This is a genomic window from Massilicoli timonensis, assembly GCF_900199515.1.
Lineage (GTDB): Bacteria > Bacillota_I > Bacilli_A > Erysipelotrichales > Erysipelotrichaceae > Massilicoli > Massilicoli timonensis.
This window is the reverse complement of the sequence record NZ_LT963434.1, coordinates 227084-252968: the sequence shown is the minus strand read 5'-3', so window position 1 is coordinate 252968 and position 25885 is coordinate 227084. Positions and strand designations below refer to the sequence as shown.

Below are 25885 nucleotides of genomic sequence, written 5' to 3'. Positions count from 1 at the left end.
AATGAACAAAAGAAGGTGGTTTTGTGGCACGATTGAGTGAAGATCAGATCAATGAGATCCGCGCTCGTGCAGATATTGTAGATATTATTTCTCATTATGTGCCATTGACGCGAAAGGGCAAGAATTATGTCTGTACTTGTCCTTTTCATGATGACCACGATCCTTCTTTGACGATTTCCCCTGATAAGCAGATCTTCAAATGCTTTGTCTGTGGAACGGGCGGAAATGTTTTTACCTTTGTGCAGAAATATGAACAGATCTCTTTCTTAGAGGCGGTGTATAAGGTTGCACAATACACTGGCATACCACTGGATGAATCGATCTTAAGACAAAATCAACGGGTGGAAGCTGATCCGAAAAAAACGCCGCTTTATAAGGTGAATCAGGATACGATCGAGTTTACGCAATACCAGTTAAGCACGTCGAGCGCCGCATCGATCAAACAATATTTGTATCAGCGCGGTGTCAGCGATGAGATCATCAAACTGTTTGAGATCGGTTATCATCCGGAAGGCAATGCTTTATATAAGTTTCTGCATGCGAAAAAGCACAGTGATGAAAATCTGATTGCGGCCGGGGTGTGCGCGGTCGGCGCCAACGGCATCCACGATATATTCAGTGATCGCATCATGATCCCGATCCATGACGCTTATGGAAATCCGGTCGGCTTTACCGCCCGTACTACAAAGCAGGGAAATGAAGCGAAATATATCAATACCGCTCAGACTTCGATCTATGAAAAAGGACAGCTGATCTTTAATTATCATCGTGCCAAAGCCGCGCTGCGGGAGCGAAAACGCGTCTTTCTCACAGAAGGCGCGATGGATGTGATCGCTTTTGCGAAGGTCGGTATTCACAGTGCGATCGCAACACTGGGAACTGCCTGCACCAAAGAACAGATCAAGGCAATGAAGTTGCTGCGATCGACGATCATCGTTTGTTACGATGGCGATCGTGCCGGCCGACAGGCAACCTATAAATTCGGAAAATTGGCGCTTGCCAATCAGCTCCCTTTTGAAATCGTCGATAATCAGCTGGGGCTAGATCCGGATGAGATCATTGCGGCTTATGGAAAAGAAGAGCTGCTGAAAATGAGTGAAAAGACGATTTCCTGGGTAGAGTTTCTATTTACTTACTTAAGTCAGACATATAACTTGGAGAATTATTCCCAGCGCAAAGAGTTCGCATTAGAGCTTGCCGAACAGATCGCGCTTTTGCCAAATGAATTTGAAAGACAAAGTGCCTTTGTGCGCTTACAGGAAATTACCGGCTTTGATATGCGAAGCAGTGTGGAAAGCAAGTCTGCACCAAAGCGGTTTATGAAAAATGAAAAAAGCGTCAGAAATGCCTTTTTAGCAAGACCAAAGGACGGAGCGACCAGCGCCCAGTACACCATCTTATCGCAGATGCTCGTGTCGAAAAGCGCCAGCAATCGTTTTCGTGATGAGTTAGGTTTTTTGATTGATGATGCGTGCAAAAAGCTCGCATACTATATCATGGATTTCTACCGCAATCATGCGGAGATGGATGTGGCAGCGCTGTTAGATGTGATCAAAGAGGAGCAGGTGAAAAAACTGCTGCTAGAAATATCGGAATGGGAACTGGCACGGGAAAGCTATGACAGTGCATTGTTGTCAGATGCGCTGAACCGGATCCGGATGCTGCTGCTGGATGAGCAGATCCGTAAATTAAACGAGGAAATCGCCAATGTGAGCGATGCAGCGGTAAAAGCGAAGCTCGGCGATGAAAAAAATGCTCTGATTCGGAAAAAGGGAGGAATGAGAGAATGGCGGCAAGACAAGTGAAAAAACAAACGGGTAAGGAGGTAGTCATGCGCGAGATCAAAACACTAGATGAAGTAAAACAGGATTTGAAAGCGATGTATGAGCAGGAAGGATATCTTTATGAAAAGGATATTATGAATGCGATCGAACATTTAGAGCTTTCTGATGAAGAAAATGAAGCGCTGCTGATGTGGTTCAAGGAAAACCATATTGAAATCAGTGATGAGGATATCGATGATTCCGATATGGAGGAAGAAAACAATTTATTAGGCGATGATCTGGATGACTTATATGATTTGGATGAAAACGGTGAGGATTCTGAATTTGACAGTTTGACCAGTGAGATCGAATCTTTAGAGCAGTCATTTGCCAATTCTGCGCATACCAAGATCAATGACCCGGTCAAGATGTATCTGAAAGAAATCGGGCGGGTGGAGCTGCTTGATCCTTCCGAGGAACCGGAAATCGCCAGAAGAATCCAGGAAGGCGATGAAGAAGCAAAACGCAAGCTGATTGCGGCCAATTTGCGTCTGGTCGTTTCGATTGCGAAAAAATATGTCGGCAGAGGCATGCTGTTCTTAGACCTGATTCAGGAAGGAAACATGGGACTAGTCAAGGCTGTGGAAAAATTCGATTATACCAAAGGCTTCAAATTTTCTACTTATGCGACTTGGTGGATCAGACAGGCGATCACAAGAGCGATTGCCGATCAGGCAAGAACGATCCGTATCCCGGTACATATGGTCGAAACGATCAATAAATTGACTCGTATCCAGCGGCAGCTCGTGCAGGATCTGGGACGTGATCCGACTGCGGAAGAAATTGCGGCGAAGATGGAAAATATCTCACCGGAAAAAGTGCGGGAAATTCAAAAGATCGCTTTGGAGCCGGTTTCTTTGGAGACACCGATCGGGGAAGAGGATGATTCTCATTTAGGTGATTTCATCGAAGATAAACAAGCGCTTTCCCCGGATGAATATGCGAACAATCAGTTGCTGAAAGATGAGATCAATACCGTGCTGCAGGGGCTTACCGAACGAGAGGAAAAAGTGCTGCGTCTGCGCTTTGGATTATATGACGGCAGAACGCGTACGTTAGAAGAAGTCGGAAAAGAATTCAATGTGACGCGTGAGAGAATCCGTCAGATCGAGGCGAAGGCGCTTCGTAAATTGAAGCATCCAACCCGTTCCAAACGCTTGAAGGATTTTGTGGATAAGCCATAATATGATGCTTTCAAAACGATTGCAGGCCATTGCATCATGTGTCGATGAAGATGTCATATTAGCAGATATCGGTTCCGATCATGCTTATATTCCCTGTGCATTGGCTAAGGCGAAGATGATCAAGAAAGCGTATGCCTGCGATGTAAACGAAGGGCCGTTAGAAAATGCACGTAAGACGATCGCTCGTTATGGAGTAGGGGAAAAGGTAGAAGCAATCCGCTGTAATGGATTAGCGGGGATCGGTGAGGATACTGAGGAAATTATTATAGCTGGAATGGGCTTTGATACGATTCAGACCATTTTAGAAGACAGTTATGAGAAGCTGCGGCATTATAAAAAGATCATCGTACAGTCTAATCACGATGTTAAGCAGTTAAGAGAGTGGATCAGTGATCGCCCTTTTACGATTATTGAGGAAAAACTGGTCTGGGAAGGCTTTTATTATCAGATCATCTGTTTTCGCTTTGATGAAAATGCAAAAAAGCTAAGTGAGGATGCATGTGAATACGGCGTGCTGCTGCGAGAAGATCCGCTTTATCCTGCTTTTTTAAGGCATCAAATGAAAAAAATAGATGAAATTTTGGAACAGTTGTCGCCGAAGCATGAAAAATATACGCTGTTTCAACAGAAACGTGATCAAATCTTGCGTAAAATAGCAGAAGCGAACAAACTATAAAGAGGAGAATACGAGCAGGACATGCTTGTTTTCTCCTCTTTTATTGAAAATGGCTCTATAACTTTTTCTGGGGTTAGATCTAAAATGGGGTCTACCATAGAGTGGGGTCTAAAGTAAAAAAAATCAGGTAAATCATGCAGAATAAACAGGCATGAGAAACCTGATTTTTATATGCGAAAAAACAAAGAGAAAAATCTAAAAAATACTAAAAGTTAATAAAAGAATTTTTGTTTAAAGAATATAAAACACGCTTTCTAAATCTTATGAAATTACGATATCCATTTGCATTTCGTTTGATTAGTTTAATTCTTGAATTGACTGATTCTATAGGACCATTCGATATACGACGATGATCGATTATATCAAAACTATTGATGATTTCCTGTTTCCAATTTTTGAAAGTAGAAACAACAGAGTTAAATTCTTCAATATTAAAGATGATCATGTCTTCGATGAAACGATTTAAAGCAACTTCAATCGTTTCAGAATTACAACGTTTATTGATATCGTTATATGCTTCTTTTAAAGCATAGGCAATCTCTAATTCACAATCACAATTCAATAAAAAATTTAGAATATCAATAGCAAGAACATCTTTACTAAAAAAGTAAGAAATGTTTTTATGAATATGAATTCGACGATGAAGATCAATGTCATCATATTTCATGTTTAAAAGCCAAGAGAATTTTTTAAGAAGATAATATTCATCACTATCAACATCGTATTGACGCATAACTTGAATACGAACTTTAGTAAAAGCATAATTGATTAGTTTGACAACATGGAAGTTATCAACACAAACTTTCGCATTTTTAAAATAAAGACGAGCAATATCACGATAAGGTTCCCACATATCGATAGAAACGTAAAGAACTTGATCACGATATTTCTTATCAATTTTAGTAAAATGATTGGCTAAGTCATGTTTTTTTCTACTAGGAAGAAGGTCATATATTTCATTTGATTGAAAATCGACCAAAACACAAGCATATACTTTCTGAGTATATTTGACAGTATAGACTTCATCAATACAAAGGATAGTAGGGAGAGGACGAGTAGGAATACCTACATATTCATCAAATACTCTCATAACAGATGAAACAGAAACATGGCAGTTAGAGGCAACCATAGAAAAGGTCATCCTAGGATTTTTCAGTTCTTTCATAATACGAAGAACAGTATATTTAGAAATTCGTTTACCAATATGAACAAAAGGAGAATCTTCTATAAAGGACTTCTTACAAGAAGGACAAAAATAACGTCTTTGGTTATAAACAATAGTGGTATCAATACCATCAAGGATTGCATGGGAGATTGTGCGTTGGTTATAATCATGAATTCGCTTCGTAGGGATACCACATTTCGGACAAGTGTAGAATTTTTTAGTAAGCGTAATACGAGCAAAGACTTGATTGTCTTGAGAGAATACATCAATATTCTGAATATCATCAGGTTCCAAATTTAAAAATTTTGTGATAAGATTTTTCATGTACGATACCTCACTTTCAAAGAATTGTTTTTTCGCAAAAATAACATAACACAGAAAGAGGTAAGGGTACAAAAAAAGTCATCATTCGTTATTAGAATTGATGGCTTTTTTACATGATTTGATTGAAGTTAAACTATGAATGAATCGCACCCCATTTTACTGTTATAGGTGGGGCTCTGACCCCAGAAAAAGTTATAGAGCCTTGAAAATCAGCATTCTTGAAACATCGCTTTGATGGCATCGATCTGATGTGTTTTTGTCAAAGCGAGCATGAGCAGGATGCGTGCTTTCTGCGGCGTCAGGGTATTGGCGCAGATCGTCGTGGCAACATCCATGGTCACGGCGGGAAGCACGATGCCGCTCACTCTGGAGGCTCGAACGATCGGAATATTAACGGCGGCCAATGCTTCTAATTTGGTTTTCCACGCTTTTGCATAATTGCCGCTGCCGCTTCCAGCGATTACGATGCCATCGACTTTTTCCCGATAAAGATAATGATCCAAAACCGCAGGATCAGCTCCGACATAATAAGAAACGATCTCTACCTTCGGAAGTGCAGTAAGCGCGCTTATATCAAACGGTGTTGCGACGGTATGCTTTTTGAATGAGCGTGTATAAAAATAAGGGATCTCATCTCGCATATAGCCGATGCAGGCAAAATCATTATGCTGAAAAGCGTCTATTTTGAAATTGCTCGTCTTGCGAATATCCCGGCTGGAAAAAATATTGTCGGAGAATAAGGCGATAACGCCTTGTCCTACACTGTCAGGATGTGCCGCCAAAGCGATTGCCTGATATAAATTCATCGGTCCATCGGCGCTGGTTGCCGTGGCTGGACGCATGGCGCCGGTCAAAACAAGCGGCTTTTCACTCTTGAACACCAGATTTAGGAAATAAGCGGTTTCTTCTAATGTATCGGTGCCATGGGTGATGACAAAACCATCTAAGTCGCTTTCTAATGCTGCCTGATTGAGCTTTTTAGCCAAAAGCAGCCAGTCGGAAAGCGTCAGATCGTTGCTGTCTTTGTTACAGATCTGTTCCATGCTTACCTGTGCAATCTCTCCTAAGTCAGGCAAGTCCTGCAGCAGCTTCTCAATATCGACATGTCCAGCTTCATATGCGGCGCTTTTCCCGGCAGCACCGCTTCCGGCAATCGTACCACCGGTCGCAAATATCTTGATCTTTTTCAATTGACTCCCTCATTTCTTATCGATCCTATTGTAAAAAACATTTTCAAAGAAAGCAAGACAAACAATGACGATTATAGTATGATGATAGCAGATGAAAAGAGGGTGAATCATATGAAACTGCTTTTTCTTTATGGGATCAACTGCAATAAAGATATTTATACATCACTTCTTTCTTATATGCAAAAGGAAGAAGTGGTCATCGCAGCGATCCCGCATGCGGTCAGCAAAACTGCACAGAAAATTGAAGATTTGAGCGCATGGGTGTATCATCGCTATCGTCATGAAACATTTGATGCCATCATCGCTCATAGCATGGGCGGTATCATCGCTGTGCAGTTGGCTGCCGTTTATTCGATGCCGATACCGAAGATCATCTGTCTGGATACCAATTTTGTACCGGCAAACGCATTTTATCGTAATCTGATGATGCCGGTACATTTAGAACGCTATCGACATTTTTTGGAAGAAATGTTTGATAAAGAAAAGCCTTTCTATCATCCCGCCCTGCGATCACGTCTGCAGGAGGATTTTGATTATCGCCCCTATCTTTACAAGCTTCAGCAGAAAATCACGGTCATTTACGGTGATCGCGGCAATCCCCATTCTCCCACTTTGATCGATGATCTGCATTTGGGAGAAGCTGCTTTGCGACATCTGGAGCTGCATTTTTTAGCGAATACTTGCCATTTGCCGATGCTGGAAGATCCAAAAGGTCTGGCAAAGCTGCTTTATACACTTCTAGCACAAAACAAAGAAAAAGAAGTCAAATGACTTCTTATAAAAGCAGATCTAGATCAAAAACAGGATACTTTTTATTTTCTTCATAATGTTCTAAATAATCAATGACCTGATTGGTTACATAGGTCGGCGTCGATGCACCGCTTGTTACAGCTACGCGTTTTGCTTCTTTTAGCTGGGCGCTGTGAATCGCAAATACATCGTCGATCAGATATACGTGAGGGATTCCATGTTCTTTAGCGATTTGTGCCAACCGATTGGAATTGTTGGAAAAGCGATCTCCGACCACATATAAAACATCAATATCCTTTAATCGGGCAATGGCTTCCTGTCGAATGCGCGTTGCATTGCAGATTTCTTCACAGAAAAGAGCAGTGGGGAAATATGCCTTGATCGTCTGAAACAGCGATTCGATATCAAAGACAGACATCGTTGTCTGATTGGTGACGAAAAGCGGTTTTTCTATCGACAATGCTTTCAGATCCGCTTCATTTTCGATTAGGTGAACGGCAGGACTGAGCGAACAGATTGCTTCTGCTTCCGGATGTCCCAGCTTTCCGATATACAGGACTTCATAGCCTTTCTCTAAATGTTCTATAACGGCTGCCTGGGTCTTTAATACATCGGGACAGGTGGCGTCCAGACAAATCAGTCCCTTTGCTTTGGCGGTATTTATGACTTGCGGAGAAACGCCGTGCGCGGTAAAGATCACGACTCCGTGATCGATCCGCTCTAACAACTGAGCCCTTGTCTTGTGCGGTTCATCTAAAGGAATGATGCCAATGCGTTTCAGCGCTTCTACGACATGATGATTGTGCACCAGCATGCCGAGTACATAGATATTTTCATTGGGATAGTCTAGTCGTGCCTGCTTCGCCATCGATATCGCGCGTACCACACCTTTGCAATAGCCGCGGGGCGTTACTTTGATCAGTTCCATCTTCATCACCTGTCTTTGTTTGTCATCGCATTCATTATAATGGAAAGAGGAAAAAATGAAAACCGGAAAACGCCGATAAAAGTATTTTTACTTGTGAGAAAGTGAAAAAACCGCTATAATAATAACGATTTTTCAGGATTCAGAGAAATGAGGTAGAGGCAATGAGTTATCAAGACTATCAATTAAAAGAGGCGACACGCCGTTTTATCGCATACCAGCGCTTTACAGAACCGACCATGATCCAGCAGGCGGTCATTCCTTACGCATGCAAAGGAAAAGACATCATCGGGGTATCGGCGACGGGTTCAGGGAAGACCCATGCTTTTTTGATTCCGATCATGGAACAGATCGATCCAACAAAGGATTTTGTCCAGGTCGTAATCACCGCGCCGACCCGTGAGCTCGCTTTACAGCTTTATCGCAATGCACAGGATATGGAAGCGTGCATGGAAGGACTGCGGGTAAAACTGATTACCGGCGGTGTCGAAAAAAGCAGAATGATGGAACAGTTAAAGCAGCAGCCTCATCTTGTGATCGGAACACCGGGACGCATCAAAGATCTGTTTGTAAAGGAAGCAGTGCTGCGTTTAGAGAAGACCCGGATCCTTGTCGTGGATGAAGCTGATATGACGCTGGAATTCGGCTTTTTGGAAGATGTCGATGCGATTGCCGGCAAGATGGGCGATCATTTACAGATGATGTCTTTCTCCGCAACGATTCCTCAGGAGCTGCAATTCTTTTTACGGAAGTATATGAAGGATCCGCGAGTGATTCAGATCGATCATGAAAAAAGCCTTCCCGCTATTACGCATGTGCTCATTCCCTGCAAGCATAAAACTTATGAAGAAAAACTGTTGGAACTGCTGCCGCTATTTCAGCCATACGTCTGCCTGATCTTTGCCAATACGCGAAAAGAGGCCGCTTCGGCAGCACAGCTGTTGCGTGATCACGGCTATGGAATAGTGGAACTGCATGGTGATCTTACCAGCAGAGAGCGCGTAAAGGCGATGAAGGAACTGCGTGAACAGAAAAAATCTTATGTCGTTGCGACAGATCTGGCGGCCCGCGGGATCGATATCGAGGGTATCACACATGTTGTTTCTTTGGGCTTTCCGAAAGAGTTGAATTTCTATATTCACCGCAGCGGCAGAACCGCACGTGCCGGTCGTGATGGGATCTGCTATGCGCTGTATCAGAAGCAAGATCAGCATGCTGTAGAGCTTTTGACGAAAAAAGGTGTGCAGTTTATACAGAAAGGCATTAAAAACAATGCTTGGCAAGAGATCCGCGTCAATACCAAGAAACCAAATGAAAAAGAAATCCTGATTGAAACGCAGATAAAGAAAGTAGCCGGAAAAAAGAAAAAAGTCAAACTGGGATACAAAGTGAAACGACGCGCTGAATTGGATCAAGCAAGACGCAAAGCAAAGCGTATGTTGATTCAGGAAGACATCAAGCGCCAAAAGAAAGAACGTGCAAAAGCGAAACAGATCGAAAAAAGAGGGATGTAAATGAAAATAGGAAGTCATGTGTCAGTCAGTGCACCTGATTATTTTAAGGGTGCGCTAGAAGAAGCGTTAAGCTATGAAGCAAACGCTTTTATGATCTATACCGGGGCGCCGCAGAATACGAAACGCACTGCTATCAGCAAGATGAAGGCTGCGGAAATGCGGGAGATGATGGAAGCAAAAGGAATTCCGCTTACCAATGTCATTGCCCATGCGCCTTATATCATCAATTTAGCCAATACGACGAATCCCGCGACCTTTGAACTGGCGGTCGAATTTCTGGCAAAAGAGGTCGAACGGGTCAAAGCGATCGGGTCAAGCGTATTGGTGCTGCATCCGGGTTCCCATGTCGGAGCCGGTGAGGAAGCGGGCATCGCGCAGATCGTGAAGGGTTTGAATGAAGTGCGGCAAATGGTCGATTTCGGTAATGTGAAGATCGCACTGGAAACGATGGCCGGCAAAGGCAGTGAGATCGGTGCGACTATGCAGCAGATCAAAATGATCCTTGAACAGGTGGAGGATGCTTCCTGCCTGGGGGTTTGTATGGATACCTGTCATTTACATGACAGTGGGGTGGATCTTACACAGTTTGACGCGTACTTAGACGCATTTGATCGTGAAATTGGGTTAGATCGCCTGCTTTGTATTCATATCAATGATTCTAAAAACGAGCGAGGCGCCAGGAAAGATCGCCATGCCAATATCGGATTCGGCAAGATCGGCTTTGATACGCTCAATCAGATCGTGCATCATCCAAGACTGGCAGATGTTGTCAAAATATTAGAAACGCCATATGTTGAAAAATGTCCGCCTTACCGCCATGAAATCAAAATGTTGAAAGCGGGGACATTTGATGCGCGGTTATTGGAAAAGATCATAGAAGATGGCAAGCAATAGCCATCTTTTTTTACTGGAGATCAATGAGACTGCGCATAGATCGATAGGTATGATCTGGGGCATGCGTAAATCAGCAAAGAACAGATGGTGCGGATCATTTCGGTTATCCTCATATAAAAAATAGAGAACATTTGAAGCAAGTTAGGCTGCAAGCGAATTTTGTGACAATTCACATCGACTTTTCTAACGGTAATTGAATGGCAGAGCAGTAAAAAAGCATATCTTCAGCTGATATGCTTTTTAGCTGTAAATGAGGGGAGTGCGTCATGATCCTGCTTCCTGCAATTTTGCCAGTGTCAGTATCTCCTCTTTTAAGCGAGCAACCATCTGTTCCTGCGGCAGTTTTTCAACGATGACACCGCGCTTGATCAATAGTCCTTCCTGTTTGCCGCCGGCAATCGCAATGTCCGCATGCTTGGCCTCTCCCGGTCCATTGACCGCACAGCCCATGATCGCAACGCTGATATCGGCATGGATCGTCTGTAAAAAAGCTTCTATTTCATCAACGACACTGCTGATATCCCATTGGGTCCTGCCGCAGGTCGGGCAAGCGATCAAGTTCGGTACATTGTCAAGCAAACCGACGCTTTTTAATAATTGCTTTACGATCGGGATCTCTTTGCGCGGATGTCCGTTTACGCTGATCCGGATCGTATCGCCAATGCCTTCATGCAGCAGATAACCTAGGGCATAACTGCTTTTGATCGCACTGGAGGTGATCGTGCCGGCTTCGGTCACGCCCAGATGCAGTGGGTAAGGGAACTGTTTTGCCGCTTCTTGGTATGCTTCGATGCAAAGCTTTGGATCAGAGGACTTAAACGATAAGACGATGTCATAAAAGCCCAGATCTTCTAAGATCTGCACATGCCGCTTAGCACTTTCGATCATACCGGCTGCTGTCGGCTTGCCATATTTTTCATGAATATCTTTTTCCAAAGAACCGGAATTGATGCCGATTCGAATCGGCACATGATGGCTGCGGCATGCCTCTACCACTTTTTCTACATTCTCACGAGAACCGATATTGCCGGGATTTAAGCGAATTTTATCGATTCCGGCTTCTACCGCCATGATCGCAATGCGATAATCAAAATGAATATCGGCAACCAGTGGAATATGCACCTGCTTTTTGATCTGGGGAATGGCTTTGACATCGGCTTCGTCAATGACGGCCATGCGTACCAGTTCACACCCCATTGCTTCTAATTCTAAGATCTGGGCAACGCTTGCCTCTACATCGCTGGTGCGGCTTGACAGCATCGACTGAATGATGACGTGATTGCTGCCGCCCATGGTAAGTGAACCGATCTGCACCGGTCTAGTCTGTGTTCGTTTGATCATATTTATGTACCTTATTTCAACGAGTATCCTTGAAATCCTTTCATGCCCATTATAAACAATCTCGTATTTTTTGACAATGACTTTATCGTACCCTTCCTAAATGGAGAAATGATCCGGTGACAGATTCACACAAATATAAAGATGGTAATTTTATAAAAACTTGATATAATATAGAAGTCAATCAGGCATGCAGATGAGAAAGGAGCACGATTCTATGTTTTCGAACCCGTTTAAGAAAATGGATCAGGAAACGCTGCGGCACAGCAGTGATCTGTTAAATAAGCAGAAGAATTATAACAAAGTCATCAATCTGCGCATCAGTATCGCGGCAGTGGCGGTTTTGTGCGTCTTTTGCATCATCGCTTTTCGACTGTTTGACATTCAATATCGAAATCATGACAGCTATACGCTGAAATTAGAGAATTTTGCCTCAAAAAAGCAAAAGACGGTAACGCCTCGCGGTCAGATCTTAGATCGCAATGGCAATGTCGTAGTGGCGACAAAGGAGTCTTTGAACATTACTTATACGCCGCCCGAAGAATTGGACGAGGAGACGATATGGGAGAATGCCATTCATTTTTATGAACATTTCGGAAAGGCGGACTATGAGCCGACAAATCAGGAATATCAGAGTCTGTATTTGCAGTTGAGCGATGATAACGGCGATTCTTTGCTGAGTGAAGAAGAACAAGAAAAAGTGGCAGCGGGGACATTAAGTGAAGCAAAGGCGGAGCAGTTAAAGCTTTCTCGGGTCAATGAGGAAATGATCGCTTCCATTCCTGAAAGTTATCGCAATGCGTACGGCATCAAGCTGATGATGCAGAAAAGTCCTGCAAGCGAAACCAAACTGATCAAGGAAAATGTATCTAATGAGCAGGTTGCTTATCTTTCCGAGCATACTGCACAGTTTGAGGGGTTTGATGTTTCAAATGGCTGGATGCGCGATTATCCTTATGCTGATACGCTGAAAGATGTCATCGGACGTATCGGTACGATCCAGGAGCAGGATCAGCTGTATTATCAGGCGCTTGGATATGGCTTGAATGAGATGGTGGGCATCAGTGGGCTGGAACTGGAGTATGAGGATCTGCTGTCAGGGAAGAAAATGGTCAATGAGATTACTTATGATGAGTCCGGCAATGCCCAGCTAAATGAAGTATCGGCGGGGAAGAAAGGCTATGATTTGCAGTTAAGCATCGACATTGAGCTGCAGCAGAAGATCGATGAGATCTTATTGAATACGATGCGTACGATCGGTTCCAATGAAACATCGAAATATATGCGCAATCTTTTTGTTACGCTGATCAATCCACAAGATGGCTCAATCTATGCGATGAGCGGGGTGCAAAAGGATGAAGAAGGCAATATTTATCTCTATGCCAGCGGTAATTATCTCAGTGCGAATTTGCCCGGTTCGGCGGTAAAGCCGGCAGTGGTTTATATGGGTCTTGCCGAAGGTGCGGTTTCCCCGGGAGAGATCATCGTCGATGAACCGCTTTATATCAAGGGCAGTGCGCCAAAAGGTTCTTATCGCAATTACGGTCCATTGGATGAAATCGGTGCTTTACAGGTTTCCAGCAATGTCTATATGTTTCATATTGCCATTCGTTTGGGGCATGGTACTTACGTAAAAAACGGACCGCTTGATCTGGATACAAGCGCTTATTCATTGATTCGGCGCTATTATTCGATGTTTGGCTTAGGCACAAAGACCGGCATCGATCTGCCAAATGAGGAAATCGGTGTGCGTGGTACCGAAACAAGCAGCGGACTTTTGTTGGACTATGTGATCGGCCAGTATGAAAGCTATACGACCTTGCAGTTAGCGCAGTACACGGCAACGGTCGCAAACGGCGGTAAGCGGATGAAGCCGCGTTTGGTTACACAGGCGTATGAGGTAAACAGCAAGAACGTCGTCTATCAGAACAAGAGTGAGATCCTGAACTATGTCAACGGCGATCGCGCTTATTTTGACCGGGTGCATTTAGGAATGCGCACCTGTGTTACGACAAATTACTGTGGCAATATCAATCGTTCTGATGTGCAGGTTGCTGCTAAGACCGGAACCGCTGAAAATAAATACTATAAAGATGGAGTCGGCTATGATTCGCCAAATGCCATTCAGTTAGGATATGCGCCATATGACAGCGATACGCCGAATTTGGCATTTGCCTGCATGGCACCTAATTACAGCAACGGCGATAAACTGCAGCCTAATATCTGCGGTAATACTATCATGCCGCAGGTTTTAGAAGAATTTTATAAAAAGTATTAGTAATCTGAAAGCAACTATGATATAATCATTACGCATGTAGGTAGAGGAGGGACACTATGAGAGATCGTATTACTTTCAAATGTTCAGAATGTAACGAAGAAAACTACATTGGAACACGCAATAAAAGGAAACATCCGGAACGCATGCAGATCAATAAATTCTGCCCGCGTTGTAACAAAAAAACCGTTCATAAGGAGAAAAAATAAAAAGGGCCGTCTGATTGGTCTTTTTTATTAAGAAACACATATGATAGAAATCGTACCAGTAATTGTCGATCATGAATTTGCCTGTAACTGTTATCTAATCTTTCAGCAGGGACATGCATTGATCATTGATCCGGGAACAAAGAATCATCGCATTGCCGATGAAATTGAAAAACGTCATGCACAGGTAGATGGCATTGTTTTGACACATGGCCATTTTGATCATATTGCCGGTGTGGATCGGCTAGTGAAACGCTATCACTGTCCGCTTTATCTGCATGAAGCAGATATGGCGATGCTGCGGGATCCTTATCTTAATTATTCCATTGCGGCGAATCCACTTACCGTCCAGGCAAAAGCTGAGAAGCTGGGAGCAGGGGAACAGCAGGTTGGAACTTTTCATATAACGGTCATCGATGCGCCAGGACATAGTGAAGGCAGCGTCATGATCCTGATCGAAGATCATTTGTTCAGCGGTGATGCACTGTTTCAAATGGGCATCGGACGCACTGATCTGCCGGGTGGCTCCAATTCAAAAATGATCCAGACGCTGCGGATGATCAAAACACTGCAGCCGGCGTGGCATGTATATCCGGGGCATGGACCTTTTACGACCATTGAGCAGGAGCTGCTATACAATCCTTATTTGGCGCAGGTTTAGCATAAGGAAAGGAAACGGGAATGATGATTTCCGTTTTTTTTTATATGCTTGAGAAGATCGCATTTATTTTCATCACTGTCTTAGGATAAAAGACAATCTTTCGCGTATAGAAAATACAGGAGGAAGGATATGCTTAATGCTCACAAGGGAAGGGGGATAAGAAATGAAGGAACGTTTGATCAGATTGCTATTGACCGCCCAAAGGCATGGTGCTACTGACGTGCATTTTTTATTAGAGGATGAGCGATTACAAGTATCTTTGCGCGCATTAAAAGGGATTCGTGTGATCGATGATCCGTTATTTGACCGTGCTTTCTTTCAGTATTTGAAATATTTGGCAAACTTAGATCTGGGATCAAAGCGGCCGCAGTCCAGCGCATTTACATTATCACTGAATGGGAGCATGCAGTACTTTCGTTTTTCACTCATTGTCAATCGTTCACTGGAAACAGCGGTCTTACGTATTTTAAGCAATCATCCGCAGTTAAAAGTGCAAGACCTGACCAAACAAAAGCAGTGTGTTGCGGCGATGGTGAGATGGTGCCGCTTTCGTAGCGGCATGATCCTGCTAAGTGGACCGACAGGCAGCGGCAAAACGACCACGCTCCATGCGTTATTGCATTTGATCGCCAAACGCAAGCAATTAAAGATTATTACCTTAGAGGATCCAATCGAAATTATTTCTCAGGAGTACTTACAGCTGCAAGTCAATGAAGCGGCTGATTTCAGTTATGAGGAAGGGATCAAACAGCTATTGCGTCATGATCCCGATGTTATCATGATCGGTGAGATTCGTGATGCTCATACTGCAAAAATGGCATATCGCTGTGCATTGAGCGGACATATGGTATTTACCTGTATTCATGCCAAAAGTGCAACGGAAGCCTTAAAACGCATGGAAGAGCTGGGGGTAAGCCGCAGTGAATTAAAGCAGACGCTGACTGCAGTCAGCTCACAGCGGCTCATGACTGCTAAAAACGGGAAAGAGCGCATCTGTATTTATGAGATCCTAGAAAAAGATGCGCTGACACACTATTTGGAAGGGTGGAACATTGAGCATGAACATGATGGAATACATCTGGAAATACGCAAAGCGCTTGAAAACGGCTGGATTTCCAAAAAAAGCGCCGAACAGGACCTTGAAGTTTACTAAAGCAGACTGGCGCTATCTGCAAATGCTTTTGGAAAAAGGATATCACTTCCGCGATGCCTGCATGATCATCGGTAAGGACAGTGAGGTGATCTTAGAGAAGCTTGAGGAAGGGAAAACGGTAGATGAAATGCTTTTTCTCAATCACAGCGGATCTTTTTATGAACATATTGCTTTTTTTCTGCAATTTGTATCATTACAGGAAGCAATCAAGATGACGTTCACCTACTTAGATTTTGAAGAGAACATGAAGCGTCAGTTTTTGCGGAAGTCGCTTTATCCGTTTTTTATCTTTCTTTGCGCAGTCATGACGCTGCTCTTTTTTCGCGGCAATATCCTGCCGATGATGCAAAGCGGTTTTGAATTGGAACAAGACGCCTCATTTTTGCAGGTTGTATTAGATTTTCTCTATATTCTGGCAATTTTATTGCTGCTGGGGTTGAGCGTGCTGCTCTTTTATCTGCTTATTTATCGCCTAGTGCCACGCTTTCATCATAATTGTATGCTTTTGTTGATCGCGCATTGCCGCTGGGTAAAAGATTACTGGTCATATCAGTTTTGTGCCTATTTACGGATATTGATGCAGGGCGGTCTTTCCAGCAAACAGGTTTTTTCCTTTCTTCGCACGAATAGTAAAAAAAAGATGATCGCAGAATGTGCAAAACGGATCGAGGCACTGCTGGAAAACGGTGCTTCCTTGACCGATGCGCTTGCCCAATGTGCATTGCTTTCAAAGGACCTGTTGCAGATGATCGAAATCGGCAGCGCGGCTTCTACCCTAGATACATTATTGGGGCAATATTTGATCAAGCACCAGATGCAGATGGAAAAACGCATCAAATCTTGCACGATCGCAATTACGGCACTGGCTTATGGGTATGTGGCGGTCTTAGTGATCTCGGTTTATCAAATCATGTTATTGCCTTTGGAATTATTGGAACAGTTCTAACAGGAGGGAAACGATGAAACAACGTGCAGGTTTTACGATTTTAGAGATGATCATCGTCTTATCAGTCATCGCTTTGATTTTTCTTTTAACTTTGCCTAATATCCAGCAGAAACAAAAAACGATCCAGACAAAAGGCTGTCAGGCTTTGGTGGAAGTGGTGAACAGTCAGATTTTATTATTTGAATTAGATCATAACCGTACACCGTCCTCGATCAGTGAATTGATCAATGAAGGGTATTTGAAAGAAGGACAGAATATTTGTCAAGGCGGAAAGGAAATCGTGATCGTGAATGGACAGGCAAAAGAAAAATAGAGAAGGCTTCACTTTGATAGAAACACTCTTCGTGGTGGCGCTGTGTGTGATGATGTATGGTATGTTTGTCGGAAAGAAAGCAACTGCGTTTTCTTTGCAGTTATTCTTGCGGCAGATGAAGCTGTACTGCGAGGAACAGCAGTTTTCAGCGATGCAGGCAGGACAACGCCGCACGATTCGCTTTGAAAATGATCATGCTTTATTCGATCAAGAAAGTGTTTTTTATCCAAGCGGAATCACCTGTGAACCGTACGCGTTTGCTTATAATGCGGCCGGTAACATTTCTAAGGCCGGTACACTGCGCTGCGCAAATGAAAATGAACAGGGAACACTTGTATTTCAGTTGGGAAGTGGTCGCAGTGTCGTACGATAAAGACGGTTTTCTTTTGATCGATACTTTGTGTGCATTGATGATCGTTTCGCTGGCGTCAATGCTTGCACTGTCGATCGTACGCTTAAAAAGGATCGATATCCATAGCGAATGGAATCAAAAGCAGGAGGAAACAGCACGTGATTTACAAAAGATGTATGAAGCGCTCGGCCTTTACGATGAGTGAAATGATCTTAGCATTGCTCATTGTTTCATTATGTGCGCTGGTGCTCGCCAAAAGCATGTCAGTATTACGCTATGGAACGAAAGCAAGCATGCTGCTCAGTGATGAAATGGCGCTTTGGCAGATGCGGCGTTTGCTTGCACAGGCAGAAGATATCACTTGGGAGAAACAGGTGCTGCAGTTCCTGTATCATGATGAGGAGGGTGCATTGCGGATCAAAAAAGATCAGATCGTTCATCAGATCGGCAATGAAATCATGATGATGGAATTGGATGACGCTTATTTTTATGAGGAGGATGGATGTGTTTGGCTTTCATGGAAAAGAGAGAAGGAAGACTATCAAGGGATGCTTTACTGCCCGGCGTAGCGGCTTTTTTTCCGTTATGATGCTCATGTGCATGCAGCTATTGGTATTGACGCTATCTTTTGCTTACCACGATGGCACACAACTGCTTCAATATCGCTTGGCCGAGAATAAAAAGCAGAAGATCGAGTGGTATCTGATTCACTATATCAAGCATGCGCTTGCGGAATATGAAGAAGAAGATGAGAGCATTACCGTCGAAGGAGAAGAAGTAACGCTGCATTATGATGATATTACTGCCTATGCAAGTTTTCAAATCAACGGCAAGCTGCTCTGTTTCCGGCTCCAGTATGACGATCTGAGTGATTGTGTCATGGATGTGTCATATATCGAAGATGGCTGCCCATACTAAAAGCGGTGATAAAAATGTGGAATTTAACGATTGTGTCGGTCGGTATCTTTGCTTTGATGATTGGAGCAGGCTATCTCTGTCAATTTCTTGAGGCATCTGCCTTTTCTCTCATTGCGGTCTATGCGCTTTGTTCAGCGCTGCTGCATTTCAAAAAGTATCCGAGCTCGTGCATCGCATTAAAGGCAGAGGACTTTCTGATCGTATGCCTATTACTTTTTATCATGGGAGGATGGTGTATTCTTTTAGCAATTCCGCTTTCCCTCGATATGCTTGCATATGTCTATCTTTCCGCTTTTTTGGCTTATATCAACTATGCATGCGGCATGCGGTTTCGCTCCCTTTTCTAAGTTATTGACAAATAATAGAAAAACGGTAAAATATAAGAGGTTATAGATTAGAGAAAGGTGAGAAAAATATGATTAGTTCAAATGATTTGAAACCGGGCATGACCATTCAGGTCGATGGCAACATCTATGTGGTATTGGAACAAAGCCAAAATAAAACAGCCCGTTCGGCAATGGTAGTAAAGGCAAAAGTCAGAAATCTGAGAACCGGATCCAACATCGAATTGTCATTTGGCGGTGGGGATAAAATCGCTCCGGCACATATCGACAAAAAGGAAATGCAGTATCTTTACGATACTGATGATGCACTGGTATTCATGGACAATGAAACGTATGAACAGATTGAAATCAACAAAGAAGCATTGACATGGGAAATGAAGTTTATGAAACCGAATGACAATGTCAATGTGACGATGTTTGAAGGGGAATTCCTAGGTGTTATTTTACCGGATAAGGTAGCGTTGCAGATCGTGGAATGCGAACCGGCGGTAAAAGGTGATACGGCAACCAACGCGACAAAGAATGCGAAAGTGGAAACCGGCTTGGAAATCCGTGTTCCGCTGTTTATCGAAAATGAAGAAATGGTAATGATCTCAACAGCTGACGGCAAATATGCCGGTCGTGCTTAATTTCTGATAGCGGCAAGGTTTGCCGCTTTTTATATGGAATCGGAAATTTGGAATTTGTGTGATAATTAAGTAAAGTTTACGCTTTTTGTATTCAAATAAGCGGTTATTTGGTATAATAAGAAACGGATATAGGAGGTTTTTTTTATGGAAAAATTATCTCGCGTAAAGAAATATGAAGACCTGAGAAAACAAATTGAGGAAAATGCGGAAACAGAGATGGATCTGGAAAAAGAAACGTCGATGGAAACGCTGCATACAATAGAACCGGCGCATTATAAAAAGGTCAAGATCGAGGATACTTTGCCAAAACGCGAACAGATGGAACAGTTTGAGGAACATACGGATACGTTTCAGTTCAAGAATGAGTTTTTAGATGAATTTATCAATGAAGTGCGAGAGTATAATCTGAAGAAAGGCAACCGTTTGGAAGATGATACGCAGATGGATATTTTATCACAATTAAAGGGTTCTGCTCCCAAAAGAAGTCAATATATTTCCCCGTTGGAAAGTGAGGAATTGACGTTTGGATTGGAAGATACGACAGCTTCTTTAAGCAAAGAGGAGATTGCCAAGCAGGTACAGGAGCTGTTGCAGGATGAGACGCCGCTGGAAGAAGAAAGCATAAGCGGGCAGGTACAAGAAGAAAAGACGGCTTATGAAGTAAAAGCAGTGCCGATGGAAGAGGCTTTTGCCAAGGAAGAATCATCGCAAGAGAAGTCGGAAGCGACGATGGAGCTAGGAAGCGTGCTGCCGCAGGAAACGATGGCAAGTGATGATGTATCGAAGCTGGTAGAACAAACACAAAAAATGAAGCTTCAGTTAGACAGTTATGAGGAAGAATTGACCGATCTAAACGATGGTTTGGATCGTACGCATCGGATGCTGAATATCATCTTATGCCTTTTGATCGTCTGTCTGATTGCCGCGATCGGATTTGTCGTTTACTATATCTTACAATCGGGAGGTGTCATAAATGCGCTTTAATATTGCGATCGACGGGCCTAGTGCTGCCGGAAAGAGCACGATTGCCAAGATCCTGGCGAAAACACTGGGCTTTGCTCATCTCGATACAGGAGCGATGTATCGCTGTTGTGCGCTTGCGGCACAGCGCTGCAAGATCGATTTAGAAGATGGAGATGCAGTAGCAAAGGTCTTGGGACATACGAAGATCGATTTTGATGCGTCCGGGAATGTTTTGCTGAATGGTGAAGATGTCAGTATGGCAATCAGAAGCAATGAGATCAGCATGCTGGCAAGCAAAGTGAGCGCTTATCCACAGGTGCGTAGAAATCTTGTCGCATTGCAGCAAAAGATCGCTGCGGGACAAGGATACATATTAGATGGACGTGATATCGGTACAGTCGTGCTGCCCGATGCGGCGGTCAAGATCTTTATGGTCGCTTCCGTGAAAGCGAGAGCGGATCGCCGTTATAAAGAATATGTGGAAAAAGGCATTTCCATGTCTTATAAAGACGTCTATGATGACATCGAAAAGCGTGATTATCAGGACAGTCATCGTAGTGCATCGCCATTAAAAAAGGCAGATGATGCGATCGAGCTTGATACTTCTGCACTGAACATAGAAGAAGTCGTAGCGGCGATCATGCAGATATTGAAAGAGAAAGGACTGTGGAACTAATATGATTCATGGTACGGTTGCGATCGTTGGACGTCCGAATGTTGGTAAATCGACAATATTTAATCGTATGATCGGTGAGCGAAAGAGTATTGTCGAAGATCAGCCCGGCGTTACCAGAGATCGTATTTATGGAAAGGGAGAGTGGCTGACCAAAGAATTTCGTCTGATCGATACCGGCGGGATCCAGTTGGAACAGCAGCCTTTTAGCGAGGAAATCCGCGTTCAGGTAGAAATTGCGATTGCAGAAGCGGATGCGATCTTATTTCTGGTAAATGGACGTGAAGGTTTGACCACGGAGGATCAAGCAATCGCCAGATTGCTGCAAAAAGCAAAAAAACCGGTCGTTCTCGGTGTCAATAAGATCGATGATCTGCATTTACAAGATGCGATCTATGAATTTTATGCATTAGGCTTAGGTGATCCGATTGCAATGAGCGGCAGTCATGGTATCGGTATCGGTGATGCGTTGGATGCACTCGTTGCGCATTTCCCTGAGAAAGAAACAGATGAATATGAAGGAATGACGAAGTTTTGTCTGATCGGTCGTCCGAATGTCGGTAAAAGCTCACTTGTCAATGCGATCTTAAAGCAAGAACGGGTCATTGTGAGCGATGTTGAAGGAACGACCCGCGATGCGATCGATACACCGTTTCAAAGTGATGGGAAGGATTATGTCGTCATTGATACCGCCGGTATCAGAAAGCGCGGCAAGGTGTATGAAAACATTGAAAAATACTCAGTATTGCGGGCAATGAGCGCGATTGAGCGCAGTGATGTTGTCTTGGTCGTGATCGATGGCGAAAGCGGCGTACGTGAGCAGGACAAGCATGTTGCCGGATATGCGCATGAAGCAGGGAAGGGCATTATCCTTGTTTACAATAAATGGGATGCTGTTGAAAAAGATGAGCATACGATGCATCAAATAGAGAAGAAGCTGCGTCAGGAATTTATTTATCTCAGTTATGCGCCGATCGCTTTTGTTTCGGCGCTTACCAAAGCGCGCGTCCAAACGCTTTTACCGCTGATCGACGCAGTGCATGACGCATCTTTGCTGCGCATTCAGACAAATGTATTGAATGAAGTGATCATGGATGCACAGCTGATGACACCTCCTCCGACCCGCAATGGCAAACAATTAAAGATCTATTATGCTTCACAAGTTGCTACTGCACCACCGACGATCGTGCTGTTTGTCAATGATCCGGAATTGCTGCATTTCAGTTATAAGCGTTTTATTGAAAATACATTGCGTGAAGCGTTTGGCTTTGAAGGAACGACCATTCGCATTCTCGCCCGTGAAAGAAAGTAGAGGTAATCTTATGAAAACTGTCGTAATCGGAAGTGGCAGTTGGGGAAGCGGACTTGCCCAAGTGCTTGCCGATAATCATGTGGATGTTACCATTTACGGCAACTGTGCGGAAGAATTACAGGATATTGCTGAAAACCATCGCAATGAAAAGTTTTTCCCTAATGTCGATCTGAATCCGGCCATCAAAGTCAGTACGACGATCGATGTCGTAAAAGATGCGGATATGATCGTTTTATCTGTTCCTACGATCGCAATCGAATCGGTATGTCGGGATCTGCTGCCTTATCTGGATCATAAAGTCATTATCGTCAATACCAGCAAAGGCTTTCACCCGGTCACCAACGAACGCATGTCGAATGTCATTCGCAGTGTGATTCCGGAGCAGTATTTAAGCAGTGTCGTATCTTTGATCGGACCAAGTCATGCCGAAGAAGTCGTCATCCGTATGCTGACAACGATCTGTGCGGTTTCCTTAAATGAAGCAGATGCCATTACGGTGCAAAATACCTTCTCAAATGCCTATCTGCGCGTATATCGCGGCAAAGATGAGATCGGCAGTGAAATCGGGGTTGCACTGAAGAATGCGATTGCGGTGGCAAGCGGTGTATTAAGCGGAATCGGATACGGCGACAATACCAAAGCGGCATTGATCACGCGTGGTTTGGCAGAGATGATCCGTTTTGGTACGGCGATGGGCGGAAAACTCGAAACCTTTATGGGATTGACCGGTATCGGGGATTTGATCGTTACCTGTACCAGCGTCCATTCCCGCAATTTTCAGGCAGGATATGAAATCGGCCGTTCCAATGATGCCAAAGCCTTTTGGGAAAACAATACCAAAACCGTCGAAGGGGTGCGTACCGCTCAGGTCATTCACGATCTGGCAAAAGAAAAAGGCATTGAAATGCCGATCATCGAAGAGGTTTATCAGGTGCTGTATCATGGCAAAGAACCGCGCCAAAGCGCCTATGATCTGATGCATCGGGAATTAAAGGAAGAACACCCTTATCATTCAATATAAACAAAAAGATATTTGTGTTTAGCAGGGAAGATAGTCTTTTTTAGGATATCTTCCTTTTCTTATGATCAGCCATCCATAAGCATATGCGTACTTTTAGAAGAAAGAGCTGACAAAAAAAGCAAAGAGAAAAAGCTATCTCTTTGCGATATAAGCATCGATCTGCTGCACACAGTTTTCTGCAACAACTGCCGGTTCTTCGGCGTTTTTGACCGTGATATCACTGTATTGAAGATAAAGCGGCAGACGCTCGCGATACATCTTTTCCACCGCTTCTTTGCTGCTTGAGAGCGGCCGGGTAGGGTCATTGCTGGATAGATTTGCAGGATCACGCTCCAAATAAATGACAATGCTGTTTTGTCCCAGCATTTCCATATTGACATCGTACTTCACAATGCCGCCGCCACAGGCGATCACGCTGTTTTCCTGTTTTGCCAACTGCATGGCGATCTGTGTTTCATAGGCACGAAAACCGCGCTCACCATGCTCTGCGAAGATCTGTGGGATCGATTTTCCGGCTTGTGCAACGATCCTTTCATCCATGTCGATAAAAGGCTTCTGCATTTGTTTTGCCAGCAGTCTTCCGATCGTCGTTTTCCCGGCGCTTGGCATACCGATCAAAACAATATTGATTTTATCGCGCAGCAGCTTTTGATAAATCGTTTCGATGATCTGATCATCGATCTTTTGATGTAAAAAGTGTTCTACTGCATATTTCGCTTGTGCAATCAGCATTTCCAAGCCATTGGCATGGATCAGGCCCAACTGTTTGGCGGTGTAGCAAAGCTTTGTGGTGATGGGATTATAAACGACATCCAATACTGCTTCACAGCAGTGAAACAAACGCAGATCGATCGGAGCAGCATCGTTTTTCGGATACATCCCGACCGGAGAAGTATTGATTACGATCTCCGCATCTAAATGTTTGTGATAGACCTCCTCATAGTCTACCGCATCTTTGCTCCTAGCGACATCAACGATGACCAATTCTTTAGGCTGCGCTTTTTTTACGACTGCCTGGATGGCCAAAGAAGCACCGCCGTTACCGATGACCAACACTTTCTTGTTTTGCATCGATACCCGATATTTTTTCACCATATAAGCAAATCCATAATAATCGGTGTTATAGCCGATCAGTTTTCCATTGCGATTTACGATCGTATTGACCGCGCCGATCATTTCAGCTGCTTCCTCTATCTCATCTAAATAGGGAATGACGGCCTTTTTATAAGGAATTGTCACATTGATTGCCTTGAAATCCCGTTTTTCCATGAACGTATGAAATGCACTTTCCGTTAATGGCATCAAATCATAGGTATAAGAAGCGATCTGTTCGTGAATCTCTTTAGAGAAGCTGTGTCCCAGCGCCCCGCCGATCAGTCCATACTGCATATCTATCACCCTCGTTTCTATTGCTTATAGGATACAATAAAACGCTATTGATTTCAATACGCGAACATGATATAAAATGATAGACAGTAAAGCTTTCCTTATCAAAACACAATGTGTGAATGATCGATGAAAGAAAGAAGGGTAGGCGATCATATGGAAAAAATGATGATGAAAGAGAAGCAAAGCGAGATAAAAGAACCGCTTATCTGTGTACCGCTTACCGGGTCTTCGCCAGAGCGGATCTTAGCAGAAGCAGAAAAATGCAGAGAAGCAAAGGTTGCCATGGTCGAATGGCGCTTGGATTGCTATGATGACTGTTTTTGTTTTCCGAAAATGCTCGCTTTCTTAAAAAAACTGCGGGAAATTTTACATGAACAGCAGCTGCTTGCGACCTTTCGTACGCGAAAAGAAGGCGGCAACAAAGCATGTGAAACAGCACAATACATAGAACTTTATGAACATTTGATCAAGAGCGATTTAATCGATTTGATCGATGTGGAGTTGTCTATGGGAGAAAAGGCTGTCGATCAATTACTGACGCTTGCGCATGAAAATAACAGAAAAGTCATTTTATCCTATCATAATTTTCAACAAACACCGCCGCCGGCAATATTGTTACGATATTTTGATCAGATGGTGTCCTTAAATGCGGATCTATTGAAGATTGCCGTCATGCCGCAGACAGAGGAAGATGTGATCCAGCTGATGCTGGCAGCAAGGGAAGCGCATCAACGATATCATAAACCACTGATTGCGATCGCAATGGGGGAATTGGGTAAAATAACCCGTGTCTGTGCTGAATTTTTGGGATCAGCAGTTACTTTTGCGAGCATTGATCACAGCAGTGCGCCCGGACAGATCCCGATTTCACAAATGTGCCGATATTTATCCTTTTTTCACAGTATTGCAGCACAATTAAAGGAAGAATGATAAAGATTGTCGTAATA

At 43.6% G+C, this 25885-nt stretch carries 28 protein-coding genes; 23 read left to right on the top strand and 5 right to left on the bottom strand.

The window, feature by feature from the left end:
* Positions 1-23: 23 nt before the first annotated feature.
* From dnaG to C1712_RS03215, 3 genes are read left to right on the top strand one after another with little or no spacing between them, the layout of a single operon-like run.
* Positions 24-1805, top strand: coding sequence for a DNA primase (gene dnaG / locus C1712_RS03225; RefSeq protein ID WP_102266737.1), 1782 nt, complete (start codon positions 24-26; stop codon positions 1803-1805).
* A 26-nt stretch (positions 1806-1831) separates the two neighbouring features.
* Positions 1832-3007 carry an RNA polymerase sigma factor RpoD gene (rpoD, locus tag C1712_RS03220; RefSeq protein ID WP_180963056.1) on the top strand — a complete coding sequence of 392 codons (1176 nt, stop codon included), beginning with the start codon at positions 1832-1834 and terminating at the stop codon, positions 3005-3007.
* 4 nt (positions 3008-3011) lie between these two features.
* A complete protein-coding gene (locus tag C1712_RS03215) occupies positions 3012-3683 on the top strand; it encodes a tRNA (adenine(22)-N(1))-methyltransferase (protein ID WP_180963055.1) in 672 nt (223 codons plus the stop codon).
* Positions 3684-3888: 205 nt separating this feature from the next.
* Here C1712_RS03215 and C1712_RS03210 read toward each other — a convergent pair whose 3' ends face one another.
* Positions 3889-5172 (bottom strand): ISL3 family transposase, encoded by a 1284-nt coding sequence (locus tag C1712_RS03210; RefSeq protein ID WP_102266732.1) that lies wholly within the window; start codon positions 5170-5172, stop codon positions 3889-3891.
* Between the two features lie 209 nt (positions 5173-5381).
* Positions 5382-6362 carry an asparaginase gene (locus C1712_RS03205; protein ID WP_102266731.1) on the bottom strand — a complete coding sequence of 327 codons (981 nt, stop codon included), beginning with the start codon at positions 6360-6362 and terminating at the stop codon, positions 5382-5384.
* A 111-nt stretch (positions 6363-6473) separates the two neighbouring features.
* On the opposite strand from C1712_RS03205, the gene C1712_RS03200 reads away from it, so the two are divergent.
* On the top strand, positions 6474-7133 hold the full coding sequence (locus C1712_RS03200; protein ID WP_178199945.1) for an alpha/beta fold hydrolase: 660 nt from the start codon (positions 6474-6476) through the stop codon (positions 7131-7133).
* A 4-nt stretch (positions 7134-7137) separates the two neighbouring features.
* Here C1712_RS03200 and C1712_RS03195 read toward each other — a convergent pair whose 3' ends face one another.
* A complete protein-coding gene (locus tag C1712_RS03195) occupies positions 7138-8040 on the bottom strand; it encodes a 4-hydroxy-3-methylbut-2-enyl diphosphate reductase (RefSeq protein WP_102266729.1) in 903 nt (300 codons plus the stop codon).
* Between the two features lie 161 nt (positions 8041-8201).
* Here C1712_RS03195 and C1712_RS03190 point away from each other — a divergent pair, with 161 nt between their 5' ends.
* Together C1712_RS03190 and C1712_RS03185 are read left to right on the top strand one after the other, a co-directional pair.
* Positions 8202-9551 carry a DEAD/DEAH box helicase gene (locus C1712_RS03190; protein WP_102266728.1) on the top strand — a complete coding sequence of 450 codons (1350 nt, stop codon included), beginning with the start codon at positions 8202-8204 and terminating at the stop codon, positions 9549-9551.
* A complete protein-coding gene (locus tag C1712_RS03185) occupies positions 9552-10445 on the top strand; it encodes a deoxyribonuclease IV (RefSeq protein ID WP_102266726.1) in 894 nt (297 codons plus the stop codon).
* A 264-nt stretch (positions 10446-10709) separates the two neighbouring features.
* Here the strand turns inward: C1712_RS03185 and ispG are convergent, their stop codons facing one another.
* Complete coding sequence (gene ispG / locus C1712_RS03180; RefSeq protein WP_180963054.1) at positions 10710-11786, bottom strand: flavodoxin-dependent (E)-4-hydroxy-3-methylbut-2-enyl-diphosphate synthase; 1077 nt, start codon at positions 11784-11786, stop codon at positions 10710-10712.
* 214 nt (positions 11787-12000) lie between these two features.
* Here ispG and C1712_RS03175 point away from each other — a divergent pair, with 214 nt between their 5' ends.
* From C1712_RS03175 to C1712_RS03100, 16 genes are all read left to right on the top strand, one after another.
* On the top strand, positions 12001-14061 hold the full coding sequence (locus C1712_RS03175; protein WP_180963053.1) for a peptidoglycan D,D-transpeptidase FtsI family protein: 2061 nt from the start codon (positions 12001-12003) through the stop codon (positions 14059-14061).
* A gap of 56 nt (positions 14062-14117) precedes the next feature.
* A complete protein-coding gene (gene rpmG / locus C1712_RS03170) occupies positions 14118-14267 on the top strand; it encodes a 50S ribosomal protein L33 (RefSeq protein WP_102266723.1) in 150 nt (49 codons plus the stop codon).
* A gap of 40 nt (positions 14268-14307) precedes the next feature.
* Positions 14308-14925, top strand: coding sequence for an MBL fold metallo-hydrolase (locus tag C1712_RS03165; RefSeq protein WP_102266721.1), 618 nt, complete (start codon positions 14308-14310; stop codon positions 14923-14925).
* 163 nt (positions 14926-15088) lie between these two features.
* Entirely contained in the window at positions 15089-16078 is a 990-nt protein-coding gene (locus tag C1712_RS03160; protein WP_102266719.1) for an ATPase, T2SS/T4P/T4SS family, read from the top strand.
* On the top strand, positions 16065-17024 hold the full coding sequence (locus C1712_RS03155; RefSeq protein WP_180963052.1) for a type II secretion system F family protein: 960 nt from the start codon (positions 16065-16067) through the stop codon (positions 17022-17024). Before C1712_RS03160 ends, C1712_RS03155 begins: the two co-directional genes overlap by 14 nt.
* 13 nt (positions 17025-17037) lie before the next feature.
* Positions 17038-17337: a competence type IV pilus major pilin ComGC gene (gene comGC, locus C1712_RS03150; protein WP_102266716.1), complete on the top strand. Its 300-nt coding sequence runs from the start codon at positions 17038-17040 to the stop codon at positions 17335-17337.
* Between the two features lie 13 nt (positions 17338-17350).
* A complete protein-coding gene (locus tag C1712_RS03145; protein WP_146003305.1) occupies positions 17351-17710 on the top strand; it encodes a hypothetical protein in 360 nt (119 codons plus the stop codon).
* Positions 17697-17894: a hypothetical protein gene (locus C1712_RS03140; protein ID WP_102266713.1), complete on the top strand. Its 198-nt coding sequence runs from the start codon at positions 17697-17699 to the stop codon at positions 17892-17894. Before C1712_RS03145 ends, C1712_RS03140 begins: the two co-directional genes overlap by 14 nt.
* Positions 17848-18258 carry a type II secretion system protein gene (locus C1712_RS03135; RefSeq protein ID WP_146003304.1) on the top strand — a complete coding sequence of 137 codons (411 nt, stop codon included), beginning with the start codon at positions 17848-17850 and terminating at the stop codon, positions 18256-18258. The genes C1712_RS03140 and C1712_RS03135 overlap by 47 nt, the downstream gene beginning before the upstream one ends.
* A 31-nt stretch (positions 18259-18289) precedes the next feature.
* On the top strand, positions 18290-18607 hold the full coding sequence (locus C1712_RS03130; protein WP_102266710.1) for a hypothetical protein: 318 nt from the start codon (positions 18290-18292) through the stop codon (positions 18605-18607).
* A 14-nt stretch (positions 18608-18621) separates the two neighbouring features.
* Positions 18622-18954 (top strand): hypothetical protein, encoded by a 333-nt coding sequence (locus C1712_RS03125; protein ID WP_102266709.1) that lies wholly within the window; start codon positions 18622-18624, stop codon positions 18952-18954.
* A 68-nt stretch (positions 18955-19022) separates the two neighbouring features.
* Complete coding sequence (gene efp / locus C1712_RS03120; RefSeq protein ID WP_102266707.1) at positions 19023-19580, top strand: elongation factor P; 558 nt, start codon at positions 19023-19025, stop codon at positions 19578-19580.
* A gap of 144 nt (positions 19581-19724) precedes the next feature.
* Positions 19725-20564 carry a hypothetical protein gene (locus C1712_RS03115; protein ID WP_102266706.1) on the top strand — a complete coding sequence of 280 codons (840 nt, stop codon included), beginning with the start codon at positions 19725-19727 and terminating at the stop codon, positions 20562-20564.
* The gene (gene cmk / locus C1712_RS03110) at positions 20554-21219 is read left to right on the top strand and encodes a (d)CMP kinase (RefSeq protein WP_102266704.1); all 666 of its coding nucleotides are present in this window, start codon (positions 20554-20556) and stop codon (positions 21217-21219) included. The genes C1712_RS03115 and cmk overlap by 11 nt, the downstream gene beginning before the upstream one ends.
* A 1-nt stretch (position 21220) precedes the next feature.
* The gene (der, locus tag C1712_RS03105) at positions 21221-22528 is read left to right on the top strand and encodes a ribosome biogenesis GTPase Der (RefSeq protein ID WP_102266703.1); all 1308 of its coding nucleotides are present in this window, start codon (positions 21221-21223) and stop codon (positions 22526-22528) included.
* Positions 22529-22538: 10 nt separating this feature from the next.
* Complete coding sequence (locus tag C1712_RS03100) at positions 22539-23549, top strand: NAD(P)H-dependent glycerol-3-phosphate dehydrogenase (RefSeq protein WP_102266701.1); 1011 nt, start codon at positions 22539-22541, stop codon at positions 23547-23549.
* A gap of 132 nt (positions 23550-23681) precedes the next feature.
* Here C1712_RS03100 and C1712_RS03095 read toward each other — a convergent pair whose 3' ends face one another.
* Entirely contained in the window at positions 23682-24938 is a 1257-nt protein-coding gene (locus C1712_RS03095; protein WP_102266700.1) for a shikimate kinase, read from the bottom strand.
* Positions 24939-25091: 153 nt separating this feature from the next.
* Here C1712_RS03095 and aroD point away from each other — a divergent pair, with 153 nt between their 5' ends.
* A complete protein-coding gene (gene aroD / locus C1712_RS03090; RefSeq protein WP_180963051.1) occupies positions 25092-25868 on the top strand; it encodes a type I 3-dehydroquinate dehydratase in 777 nt (258 codons plus the stop codon).
* The last annotated feature ends 17 nt before the right edge of the window (positions 25869-25885 follow it).

Bases quoted from the DNA above. Each gene is read 5' to 3' on its own strand.
- C1712_RS03100 (WP_102266701.1), top strand. From the start codon at position 22,539: ATGAAAACTGTCGTAATCGGAAGTGGCAGTTGGGGAAGCGGACTTGCC.
- C1712_RS03215 (WP_180963055.1), top strand. From the start codon at position 3,012: ATGCTTTCAAAACGATTGCAGGCCATTGCATCATGTGTCGATGAAGAT.
- C1712_RS03125 (WP_102266709.1), top strand. From the start codon at position 18,622: ATGTGGAATTTAACGATTGTGTCGGTCGGTATCTTTGCTTTGATGATT.
- C1712_RS03195 (WP_102266729.1), bottom strand. From the start codon at position 8,040: ATGGAACTGATCAAAGTAACGCCCCGCGGCTATTGCAAAGGTGTGGTA.
- cmk (WP_102266704.1), top strand. From the start codon at position 20,554: ATGCGCTTTAATATTGCGATCGACGGGCCTAGTGCTGCCGGAAAGAGC.
- C1712_RS03115 (WP_102266706.1), top strand. From the start codon at position 19,725: ATGGAAAAATTATCTCGCGTAAAGAAATATGAAGACCTGAGAAAACAA.
- C1712_RS03175 (WP_180963053.1), top strand. From the start codon at position 12,001: ATGTTTTCGAACCCGTTTAAGAAAATGGATCAGGAAACGCTGCGGCAC.
- C1712_RS03210 (WP_102266732.1), bottom strand. From the start codon at position 5,172: ATGAAAAATCTTATCACAAAATTTTTAAATTTGGAACCTGATGATATT.
- efp (WP_102266707.1), top strand. From the start codon at position 19,023: ATGATTAGTTCAAATGATTTGAAACCGGGCATGACCATTCAGGTCGAT.
- rpoD (WP_180963056.1), top strand. From the start codon at position 1,832: ATGCGCGAGATCAAAACACTAGATGAAGTAAAACAGGATTTGAAAGCG.
- comGC (WP_102266716.1), top strand. From the start codon at position 17,038: ATGAAACAACGTGCAGGTTTTACGATTTTAGAGATGATCATCGTCTTA.
- C1712_RS03165 (WP_102266721.1), top strand. From the start codon at position 14,308: ATGATAGAAATCGTACCAGTAATTGTCGATCATGAATTTGCCTGTAAC.
- ispG (WP_180963054.1), bottom strand. From the start codon at position 11,786: ATGATCAAACGAACACAGACTAGACCGGTGCAGATCGGTTCACTTACC.
- C1712_RS03200 (WP_178199945.1), top strand. From the start codon at position 6,474: ATGAAACTGCTTTTTCTTTATGGGATCAACTGCAATAAAGATATTTAT.
- rpmG (WP_102266723.1), top strand. From the start codon at position 14,118: ATGAGAGATCGTATTACTTTCAAATGTTCAGAATGTAACGAAGAAAAC.
- C1712_RS03190 (WP_102266728.1), top strand. From the start codon at position 8,202: ATGAGTTATCAAGACTATCAATTAAAAGAGGCGACACGCCGTTTTATC.
- C1712_RS03130 (WP_102266710.1), top strand. From the start codon at position 18,290: ATGCAGCTATTGGTATTGACGCTATCTTTTGCTTACCACGATGGCACA.
- C1712_RS03095 (WP_102266700.1), bottom strand. From the start codon at position 24,938: ATGCAGTATGGACTGATCGGCGGGGCGCTGGGACACAGCTTCTCTAAA.
- C1712_RS03160 (WP_102266719.1), top strand. From the start codon at position 15,089: ATGAAGGAACGTTTGATCAGATTGCTATTGACCGCCCAAAGGCATGGT.
- C1712_RS03185 (WP_102266726.1), top strand. From the start codon at position 9,552: ATGAAAATAGGAAGTCATGTGTCAGTCAGTGCACCTGATTATTTTAAG.
- der (WP_102266703.1), top strand. From the start codon at position 21,221: ATGATTCATGGTACGGTTGCGATCGTTGGACGTCCGAATGTTGGTAAA.
- aroD (WP_180963051.1), top strand. From the start codon at position 25,092: ATGGAAAAAATGATGATGAAAGAGAAGCAAAGCGAGATAAAAGAACCG.